Source organism: Bacillota bacterium, assembly GCA_023511485.1.
In the GTDB taxonomy this organism is placed as follows: Bacteria; Actinomycetota; Aquicultoria; order Aquicultorales; family Aquicultoraceae; genus CADDYS01.
In genome coordinates this window covers 89,844-99,441 of the sequence record JAIMBH010000004.1, presented here as the reverse complement: position 1 = coordinate 99,441, position 9,598 = coordinate 89,844, and the positions used below count along the sequence as shown (strand labels likewise).

General features: G+C 43.5%; 7 protein-coding genes. All 7 read left to right on the top strand.

What is annotated here, in order from left to right; translation table 11 throughout:
* The first annotated feature begins 192 nt into the window (after positions 1–192).
* The 7 genes from K6T91_02440 (at position 193) to K6T91_02410 (ending at position 9,596) form a co-directional block, all read left to right on the top strand.
* Positions 193–663, top strand: coding sequence for an HAD hydrolase family protein (locus tag K6T91_02440; protein ID MCL6471652.1), 471 nt, complete (start codon positions 193–195; stop codon positions 661–663).
* A 541-nt stretch (positions 664–1,204) separates the two neighbouring features.
* Positions 1,205–1,636: a division/cell wall cluster transcriptional repressor MraZ gene (gene mraZ, locus K6T91_02435; protein ID MCL6471651.1), complete on the top strand. Its 432-nt coding sequence runs from the start codon at positions 1,205–1,207 to the stop codon at positions 1,634–1,636.
* Between the two features lie 10 nt (positions 1,637–1,646).
* The gene (gene rsmH, locus K6T91_02430; GenBank protein MCL6471650.1) at positions 1,647–2,585 is read left to right on the top strand and encodes a 16S rRNA (cytosine(1402)-N(4))-methyltransferase RsmH; all 939 of its coding nucleotides are present in this window, start codon (positions 1,647–1,649) and stop codon (positions 2,583–2,585) included.
* A gap of 3 nt (positions 2,586–2,588) precedes the next feature.
* Positions 2,589–3,122, top strand: coding sequence for a hypothetical protein (locus tag K6T91_02425; GenBank protein ID MCL6471649.1), 534 nt, complete (start codon positions 2,589–2,591; stop codon positions 3,120–3,122).
* 16 nt (positions 3,123–3,138) lie between these two features.
* Positions 3,139–4,845 (top strand): penicillin-binding protein 2, encoded by a 1,707-nt coding sequence (locus K6T91_02420; protein ID MCL6471648.1) that lies wholly within the window; start codon positions 3,139–3,141, stop codon positions 4,843–4,845.
* Between the two features lie 1,899 nt (positions 4,846–6,744).
* Positions 6,745–8,202 (top strand): UDP-N-acetylmuramoyl-L-alanyl-D-glutamate--2,6-diaminopimelate ligase, encoded by a 1,458-nt coding sequence (locus K6T91_02415; GenBank protein MCL6471647.1) that lies wholly within the window; start codon positions 6,745–6,747, stop codon positions 8,200–8,202.
* Positions 8,199–9,596, top strand: coding sequence for a UDP-N-acetylmuramoyl-tripeptide--D-alanyl-D-alanine ligase (locus K6T91_02410; GenBank protein ID MCL6471646.1), 1,398 nt, complete (start codon positions 8,199–8,201; stop codon positions 9,594–9,596). The genes K6T91_02415 and K6T91_02410 overlap by 4 nt, the downstream gene beginning before the upstream one ends.
* Positions 9,597–9,598: the final 2 nt, after the last annotated feature.

Here is a 9,598-nt window from a genome sequence, read left to right as displayed (position 1 = left end):
GCACCTTAAGGTGCGGCCAGCAGTGTGCCCTTATAGGGCTAGTGCAAACCGCACCTTGAAGGTGCGGTTGTGATTATTCGGAGTTCTTGCAATTTTTAGGTTTTTAAGATATCTGCTGATTATCTTAATGGACAGATTGATGCAAAAGAGTATAGAATTTTCTTAACTGGTACTGGTAAAAAGGGGTGCGGAATGATAAGCATTGATATCCCAGGAAGGGGACGTTATGACCTTAAGAATCTCGTTCTTGATATGAACGGTACTATTGCAGTTGATGGGATTATCGCAGATGAGGTATTAGAAAGAATTAGGGTCTTGTCCAAGATACTGGATATCTATTTGATTACTGCAGATACGCACGGCAAACTCGAGTCTCAAAAAGAGAAGATAGCTGCAAAGATATCGCGTATTCAACCGCCCGGAGAGGCTTCACAGAAAGCAGATTTTATCGAGAGCATTGGCGCTTCTAATAGTGTTGCCATAGGGAACGGTGCAAATGATACTGAAATGTTAAAGAAAGCCAGGCTTGCAATAGCCGTTATTGAAGGAGAGGGTTGCGCTTTAGATGCGTTGCAGTCCGCTGATATAGTTGTAAAAAGTTCAGTAGACGCCCTGGACTTATTAATTCATACCAACCGCATTGTTGCTACTTTGCGAAAGTAGCGAATTATTTCTTGAACGACCCCCAGTTAATAATGTCATCTTCCCCACGCTATTTATGCAGATAGAGGAGATAGACAAGTTATCTGCATAAATTGAGAAGTGCTCGCAAATACCACATAATGGTATAACTCAGCAAATGGCCATCAAAAGTTTATGATGCAATTTAGCAGGTAGAGATATTGCGGCAGACATGAGAAGCAATATCAAGTGGATCGGCATCAAATAAATTGGCAGCTTATAGCATAAGAAGACAAGTAATCTACCTGAATCCTTTCAAACGATCGTCCTATCTTAAAAATCTCTTTAGAACCGGTCGGCAAATTTTTAAAAATTTTTAAAAATTTGCATTTTTTTTCTTCTTCTTTAAATCACCTTTTGTATCCAGCGGTGTTGGGTTGGAAGGCTAAAAAGTTGGCGGAAAGAGGATTAGAAATTCTTTAAAAATCGGAAGGAAAGTGAAAAATTTTGGAGAAAAGTAGTTGCAAAGTGGAACAAAGTGGAGTAAAGTGGATTGCAGTTCGAACGCCAAGGGGATAATAACTTGTTTTTTGGAGAGTACTACCACTCGTTAGATGAAAAAGGGAGAGTTATCTTACCTGCAAAGTTCAGGGAGATGCTGGCCGATGGGTTTTTTATAACAAAGTCATTTGATAACTGCTTGCTTGTATATACAAAGAGGGATTGGTTTGAATTAGTTGACAAGGTAAGAACACTGCCAACGACAAAGGCTAGCGTGAGGAACTTTCAAAGGTTCTTAATAGGAAGCGCAGTTGAAGGCGAAGTAAATCGGCAGGGAAGGGTATTAATACCGCAAAATCTTCGAGATTTCGCCGGTCTCGAAAAAGATATCGTAATTGTTGGCGTGGCTAACAAGTTGGAAATTTGGGCAAAGGAGAGATATGAGAGGTTCATAGCAAGCGCCGAGGAATCCAAAGCTGATATAGCAGAGGAAATAGCGGAGTTTGGCATCTAGGGAAAGCAAAATGGAATATTTTCATAAGCCGGTTTTGCTGGCTGAAGTCCTGAAGTATTTAAATTGCACTAATGGTAGCACGGTCATCGACTGCACTTTGGGCGGGGCAGGACATGCAGAGGCAATATTAAATTTAATTACGCCGGAAGGCTTCTTACTAGGGATCGATCTAGATGTCACAGCAATAAATGCAGCAAAGGTTAGATTAGCACGCTTCAGCCAGCAAAATTTTTCTCTAGTCCAGGGTAACTTTTATGACCTGGATCGCATCCTAAGCGATGCGAGACTTTATGCTATAGATGGAATCTTGTTCGATTTGGGTGTATCTTCGACCCAATTCGACCGGGCAGAAAGGGGGTTCAGTTACCGTTATGATGCACCATTGGATATGAGGATGGATCAGGGACAAAGTCTAACCGCAGCTGATGTAGTCAACACTTATTCGGAGGAGGAATTGGAGCATGTTATTAAAGCATACGGTGAAGAAAGATGGGCATCGCGAATCGCCGCCATGATCGTAAAAAACAGACAGAATCGTCCTATTCGAACGACTTTTGAGTTGGTTGATATCGTAAAGAAAGCAATCCCGGCGGCTGCCAGACGTCGGGGAGGTCATCCAGCAAAGAGAACGTTCCAGGCGATACGGATTGAGGTTAACGGCGAGATAAGAATCCTTGACAAAAGCTTTCGTGATGCCATTAAGTGGTTGAGGCCTGGAGGAAGACTAGTGATTATTTCCTATCATTCGTTGGAGGACCGGGTGGCAAAGGACGTAATAAATGAGTTCTCCAGGGGCTGCATTTGCCCACCTGGATTACCGGTTTGCAATTGTGGGTGCAAGGCACAATTGAAACCTATTACGAAAAAAGTTGTCAGACCCACACCCAGCGAGATAGCGGATAATCCGAGAGCCGAAAGTGCCCGACTCAGAGCAGCAGAAAAAATATAAGAGGTGAGAACAATACAAGCAGCAGTAGCACGGAAAGTAGCCGTTAAGCAACAGCCACAGTTAAGGGCGCAGCCACAAGGCAAATATCAAAAAAAGAAATTGAAGGTTATTGACAACAGAAGGCGTCAATCACTGTCGCTGCCAGAAATACCGTTTCCAGTGTTTATAATGTCTGTATCTGTTATCACAGCTGGCATCATTTTAAACGTTGCTCAACAGGCACTCGTATCTCAATTGAGCTATGAGACAGAGTCTGTTAAGAAAGAAATACAGCTGGCGCAGCAGATACAAGACAAACTGCTTGCTGAAAAGTCCATTTTAGAATCACCGCAAAGAATTGAATCTGTTGCCGTTAATAAGCTCTCGATGGTTAAGGCCCCAAAAGTATCATACTTAAGGATTGCCAATAGAGATCAGGTGGATACGAAGGGGAGTAACGAAAGCTCATCTGCAAACGCAGTCCATAGTGGTAAGACAATAAACCAAGAAAAAAGTTCCAGCGGCGGGAACTTAACTGGAAGTGTCTTGACACGTTAGTAGAGGGAAGACGCCGGTGAATAAAAAAGTTCACAGCATTGAGCGACGGCTGATTGCTCTACTAGTATTCATTTTTATATGCGTAGCGGGTATTGTGGGGCGGCTGTTTTTTGTGCAAGCTGTTTCGGCCGCTAAGTATGAGAAAGAGGCCGAGCAGCAAAGGCTATGCATAATCGAGATACCACCAAAAAGGGGGTCTATTCTCGATAGAAATGGCAATGAACTAGCCGTAAGTGTCATGATGGACACGATCTATGCGACGCCTTACTTAATAGAAGATCGCAAACAATTTGCGAAGAAGATTGCCCCAATACTCAAAGTGGATGAGCAGGAATTGCTTAACAAACTTACTAAGCAGGGGAGCTTTGCATACCTCGCAAGAAAAGCCGATTCAAAGACGGTTCAGGAGGTAAAAAAGTTTGTCCAAGATAACCATATCAGGGGCATCGGATTCTTAAAAGAAAGTAAGCGTTATTACCCAAACGAATCGCTTGGCGCACATGTTTTAGGGTTTGCGGGGATGGATAACAAAGGTCTTGCTGGGCTAGAACTATACTATGACGACGTGCTCTATGGGAAACCCGGCAGAATTGAGGCCGAACGCGATGCAAATGGAAGACCAATCCCTCAGAGCGTGCAACGCTCTTACAAAGCGGAAGACGGCTCGGATATTCGTATTAGTATTGACCGGGAAATACAGTACGAGGTAGAAACTGAGCTTGCTGCCGCAGTGGAGAAGTACAAGGCAAAATCGGGCAGCGTGATCGTTATGAACCCAAAAAATGGTGAGATATACGCTATGGCCAATGTGCCTTGCTATAACCCGAACCAGATTAAAGATACGCTAAACGATGGCAATTCAAGGAATATAGCCGTCACGGATCTCTATGAGCCTGGTTCAACCATGAAAGCTGTGATCGCGTGCGGGGCTCTTCAAGAAGGGTTATGCAATCCCTCTACGGAGTTTTTCTTAGAGCCAGAAATAAGGATAGGTTCTAAAAGTATCAAAGATGCCCATACAAGACCGGCAGTAAATTATACCCTATCAAAAATAATCCAGGAATCGAGCAATGTTGGAATGGTCAAAGTAGGATTGATGATGGGGAGGACGAGGATCAGCGCGTATTTAGAAAAGTTCGGTTTTAACCAAAAGACCGGTATAGATTTTCCTGGTGAGGCAAAGGGTTTCTATCCTAAGGCAGAAAACTGGTCACAGATGTCATTGGCCAATATACCGTTCGGCCAAGGTATTAGCACTACCCAGTTACGGATGGTTGAGGCATTCGCAACTATAGCCAATGATGGCATACCAGTTAAGCCACATTTTTTGGTCGACGTAACGGATCCGAGGGGAAGGGTTACGCGTAGGGCAGCCGTTATCCAGGAACAGCGCGTTATAGATGCTCAAACCTGCAGGCAGATGAAAACCATCCTCGAGAATGTGGTTCTTGATGGCACAGGCACGCAAGCTAAGGTACTAAATTACAGGGTTGGGGGCAAAACCGGAACCGCGCAGAAGGCAAAGGTTCATGGACGAGGCTATGAGAAAGATAAGTTTGTGGCATCGTTTATTGGAATGGTCCCTGTTCAAGACCCGGAATTAGTTATCTCTGTGGTTATAGACGAACCGCAGGAGAGTATTTACGGCGGGTCAGTAGCAGCGCCTGTCTTTAGCAGGATTGCTGAGTTTACATTGAGGTACTTAAAGATCCCACCTCAGTAAGCTAAGGCTAGAAAGGAGGATCATAACTTGAAAAATGAGGAGGTGAAGTGCGTATGAGGCGGATTGAAATTGCGTGTGCCCGGTTTATCGAATCTGTAGCAATTGGCAGGTATATCAATAACCGATAAACCGGGCGGCTCCAAACAACTGAATAATGAGCTTCCTTGCTTGCACTCCGCTAAAGTTGTTGCAATAAGTTTACGCTGAGACGGCAAGGTTCTCGGGCATAATATCTCCGGCGATGAGACCTTGGGTATGTATGTATCGGCAAAAAAGGAAGGGAGTATGCCACGGCCTTAAGTGTAAACATGTGGTGGGAATGATTTGTATTCATTGTCACTGCTATAAAAGGGTTTAAATTATATATTCCCTTCAGGCCAGATCCGCAAAGCGTGAACTATATGTGGAGCAAGGTTTTCCTACAGAATCCTATTAGGAAGCCTCATTAGTAGAGAAATCCATCCGTTGTAACAACGAAGAGATCGCAATTTGCAAGTATGAGCAAATGGAGCAGCATGACAGGTTAAAAAGCATCAAGCCGAAAGAAGATGAATGCATAATTTATCACGAAAAAGATGCTTCAACGAGAAAAGCTGATGCAAGTGTGTTCCGGAGGCATGGATTGCGGTGAGCAATAAATGCTATTGTCAAAGAGCCGTATTGAATACGAGATAACGGAATCCCATAAAGGGAAGGACGGCCAAATAGAGGAATAGCAGAGCATAAAGTCCGCGCGTATGGATCCATGGCTGAGGGAATCAAAGCGCCAAAAAGCATCTTGGATGAATGTGGGATGTGCGAATAAGAGCTGAGGAAGATGCAGGCGGCAGCAGGCATCAGGCATCAGTGAGGTAGCCTTGGTTAAGGCTTGTATGAGGCTTGGTTAAAGATTACGTGCAAAGCGGTACGTATGGAGGATGGATGGTGTGAGGATGTGGGATGCTTTGCCCACGAATCGCAAAAATTGAAAAAGGGGTGTCAATATAGAGAGGCATAAGGTGCTAGGTAGGGCATGCTCAAAAAGGCTGTTATGGCTATAGTAATGATGCCTATGCTGGAGCTGGGCATGAAAAACGAATGTCCAGTGGTAGGTGTGTTGCATGCGAATGCTAATGCAAAATCCACGATAAGCGGATAGTAAGTAAAATGTGAATGCTTACTAGTGGTTAGTGTGCCCTAAAACAAAAGTAAACTATAAACAACAAGAAGAATGTATCATGCAAACAGATTGGTAGGGTGTTTGCTGTTTTAAGTGGATCTTGCTTGGTAAAAGAGCATTTAAAGTGGGGGCATCTCGAAAAGCGCATATCAGGAATGCATATCCTGGTAGTAAAGACGTGCGGAAAGATATCCATAGAATTATATCCATAGAATTATAATGCATGCGTTATGGCTGTGTGCTAGGTATAGCAGCCTAAGGTGATGCATTAAGTTGAGCATGCTTTGCAACAAAAGCATATGTCTTGGGATATGGGGTAGTAAGGAAGGGATAGTAAGGATGTCTTGCGCTATGTGATCCCTTGTAGGCAAATAAATGCGTGTGGCGAATATTTGTCGCGGCGATGTGAAGAGGGCATTCTTGCGAGGCATCACAAGTAGAAGCTGCATTGAGAATAAGACATCTAGAAGAAGGAGCGTTTTAAATTTGGCGCTGCCTTAGGTAGAAGTACGCCATAAAACAGGATAGCTAAATATGGATACTTTAGGTAAGGCTGCATTAAAATTGGCGGCGGGATTTAGCATGCCTAAAAACAGATAAAGTTCGGCTGATGTATGGTTTTACAGGTGATAGATTTTATATAAAGGGAAAAGGGAAGCGGAACATAAGGTGGTGATAGGGTACAGCTTTATATGGACGTTTGATTGCAAAGCCTGGTATTATAGTGAGCGGTGGAGAGAGTGCATTTAAAAAAACTAATTTCCGAAGTAAATCACAGCGAGATAAGCGGAAATGCAGATATAGAAATAGCTGGCCTTTCATATGATTCGCGAAGAGTAAAAGAGGGCGAACTGTTTTTTTGTATAAGGGGGCTAAAAGCTGACGGTCACAAATTTGCAAAAAAAGCGGTAGAAGCAGGAGCTAAAGTCGTTGTAGTAGAACGAATGTTGCCGGAAGTAGAGGCAACCCAGATTGTAGTAGATGATGCGCGGAAAGCCATGGCCCGAATGGCAAGCGCATATTTTAATCACCCAACAAAAAGAATAAAACTAATCGGGATAACCGGAACGAATGGAAAGACAACGACAAGCTTTATGGTCGAGAGCATACTAAGGGCTCAAGGTTATAAAACAGGACTCCTTGGGACTGTTGAGTACAGGATAGGAGATAATAATCTACCGGTTAACCGGACTACACCAGAATCGCTTGACCTGCAATCACTTTTTGCACAAATGGTTGATGTGGGCGTTGAGGCGGCGGTTATTGAGGTATCATCGCATGCAATCGATTTGCAAAGGGTCGAGGCATGCGATTTTGATGTTGTAGTTTTTACAAATTTAAGCCAGGACCATTTAGATTACCATGGGACAATGGATGAGTATTTCAACGTTAAGAAACGGTTATTCGACTTGGCATTTGAGAGGGGTATAACCCAAATTATAAACATAGACGACCAGTATGGTCGTTTACTCATAAGAGAGGGCCAAAATAGCCAATTGAGATATAGCACTAAAGATAAGGTAGAGCTGTATGCCAAGAACATTACTCTACGGGCCGATGGCTCTGATGTAGAATTGGTAACCCCATGGGGTGAAGTTGAAGTATTACTTAAAATACCAAGTCATTATAATGTCTATAACGCTCTTGCGGCTGCTGGAGCGGCGTTTGCCGTTGGAGCTGATAAATATAAGGTTAAAGAAGGACTCGAGAAAGTAAGCCACGTTCCGGGCAGGTTTGAAAGAGTCGATTGCGGACAAGATTTTACGGTTATTGTTGACTATGCGCACACACCTGACAGTCTTGAGAAAGTTCTTACTGCAGCCAGGCAGCTGGCACAGCGAAAACTAATTACAGTTTTTGGCTGCGGGGGCGATAGAGATAAGGGGAAAAGGCCATTAATGGGTAGAATTGCAGTGGAGTTCAGTGACTGGGTAATAATTACATCTGATAATCCGCGAAGCGAAGAACCGATTCAGATAATTGAAGACATAAAAAGTGGAATAAATAATAAATCAGCATACGAAGTAGAGGAAGATAGAAGGCGCGCGATAAAATTGGCGCTTGAAAAGGCAGAAAAAGGTGACATCGTCGTAATTGCTGGGAAAGGACACGAGCAGGGTCAGGAGATAGGAGGCAGGGTAATTCCGTTTGACGATGTCGCTATAGCACGTGAAGTGCTAGAGGAGATGATGAAATGATTCCTTTAACGGTTGAAGAGATAGCCGATAGCACTGAAGGGATAATCATAAGTGGGTCGCCGAATATTAAAGTAACCGGTATAAGTGTAGACAGTAGAGCCATATCAAGCGGATACTTGTTTGTGCCGCTTAAGGGGACTACAGATGGCCATGCTTATATAACTGATGCCCTCAAAAAAGGCGCTTCAGGATTTTTGGTTGAAAGCAACGCGAACGAAAAAGAGAAGCTGGTTAAACTAAGCAGGTCTCAGTTTGTGATTGAGGTTCGGAACACACTAAAAGCTTTGCAGAGCATTGCAGCTTATTACCGGACGAAACTTTCTGCTAAAGTTATAGGTATAACGGGGAGCACTGGTAAGACAACCACAAAAGACATGCTTAATTGCATTTTATCAAAAAAAGCAAGAGTTGTTTGTACTGAAAAAAACTTTAATAACGAGCTAGGTGTGCCATTAACAATTCTCAGAGCGGATCAGAATACAGAAGTATTAATTATAGAGATGGCTATGCGTGGCAGGGGTCAGATAAAGGAACTTGCCGAAATAGCCAGGCCGAATATAGGCGTTATTACCAATATTGGTCAAGCTCATATAGAGATACTTGGTTCGGAGAAAGAAATTGCAGCCGCAAAGGCAGAACTGATCGAATGTATTCCAAGAGATGGGGTTGCTGTTTTAAACGCAGACGATTTATGGACTGAGAATATAGCAAGCGTTGCATGTTCTAAGATTATTACTTTTGGGATTGCAGATGGCGATATCCGTGGCACTGAAATAGATGTTGATGAGCTGGGCAGGCCAACATTTAGATTACATTTTGGCCGTGAACCGGCCTATGTTGTCCGCCTCTCCATACCAGGTAAGCATAATGTATATAACGCGTTGGCAGTTGCTGCGGTAGCATTGGAAATGGGCTATAGCATAGACGACATCAGGGTAGGTCTCTCTGGCTGCCGGCCGTCGGCAATGCGTATGGAGATTTTTGCGACCGATGATAATGTGCTAATCTTAAACGATACCTATAACGCCAATCCGATCTCTATGCAGGCGGCTTTGTCGACTCTTATCGATATATCGACGGCAGGAAGACATATAGCGGTGTTAGGTGATATGCTGGAACTCGGTCATATTTCAAATGAAGCACATAAAGAAATTGGAGAAATGGTAGCTTCGCTAGGTGTGGATGTATTGATTGCTGTAGGTAATGAGAGCCGGGTCATGGCAGAGAGTGCAACAAAGGCAGGAATGAGCGCCAAATCTATTATTACGTGTCTCGATTCAGGTACGGCTGCACGCATTTTGAAGCAGCTTATTACACCGGGGGATGTTGTACTGGTTAAAGGGTCACGTGGAGTTGGATTAGAAGTAGTTGTGAAAGAACTGGTCAAAATATAGAC